Origin of the sequence: Streptomyces beijiangensis, from assembly GCF_017315755.1 — a bacterium.
Taxonomy (GTDB): domain Bacteria; phylum Actinomycetota; class Actinomycetes; order Streptomycetales; family Streptomycetaceae; genus Streptomyces; species Streptomyces beijiangensis.
In genome coordinates this window covers 1-711 of record NZ_JAFLRJ010000667.1, presented here as the reverse complement: position 1 = coordinate 711, position 711 = coordinate 1, and the positions used below count along the sequence as shown (strand labels likewise).

2 protein-coding genes are annotated in these 711 nt (G+C 74.3%); both read left to right on the top strand.

Annotated features, from left to right (window positions below):
- The first annotated feature begins 67 nt into the window (after positions 1 to 67).
- Entirely contained in the window at positions 68 to 436 is a 369-nt protein-coding gene (locus J0695_RS38105; RefSeq protein WP_206969419.1) for a holo-ACP synthase, read from the top strand.
- A gap of 4 nt (positions 437 to 440) precedes the next feature.
- On the top strand, positions 441 to 711 hold a 271-nt coding region (locus J0695_RS38100; RefSeq protein ID WP_277990092.1), incomplete at its 3' end, for an NAD(P)H-hydrate epimerase.

Below are 711 nucleotides of genomic sequence, written 5' to 3'. Positions count from 1 at the left end.
TCACGTGGGGGCCGGGGCGCGGGCGGTCGTAGGCTGCCGCCATGTGTGGATATGAGGGGTGCGCGCGGTGATCATCGGTGTCGGGATCGACGTGGCGGAGATCGCCCGGTTCGGGGCGGCGCTGGAGCGTACGCCTCAGCTCGCGGCACGGCTGTTCGTCGAGCGGGAGTTGATGCTGCCGAGCGGAGAGCGGCGCGGGGTCGCCTCGCTGGCCGCCCGGTTCGCGGCCAAGGAGGCGGTGGCCAAGGCGCTGGGGGCGCCGGGTGACCTGCTGTGGACCGACGCCGAGGTGTGGGTCGAGGAGAGCGGGCAGCCCCGGCTGCGGGTACGCGGCGGGGTGGCGGCCCGCGCCGCCGAGCTGGGGGTGCGGTCCTGGCATGTGTCCTTGAGCCACGACGCGGGGGTGGCGTCGGCCGTGGTGATCGCGGAGGGTTGAGCGCATGCGGAGTGCTTATGGCGTGGAGCGGGTCCGGGCGGCTGAGGCCGAGGCGATGGGGCGGGTGCCCGAGGGTGCCTTGATGCAGCGGGCTGCTGCCGGGCTGGCTGCTGCTTGTGCGGATGTAATGGGGAGGGTCTACGGGGCACGGGTCGTGCTGCTCGTGGGGAGCGGGGACAACGGAGGCGACGCGCTGTACGCGGGGGCGCGGCTGGCCCGGCGGGGTGCGGGTGTGTGTGCCGTACTGCTGGACGAGAAGCGGGCCCATGCGGGCG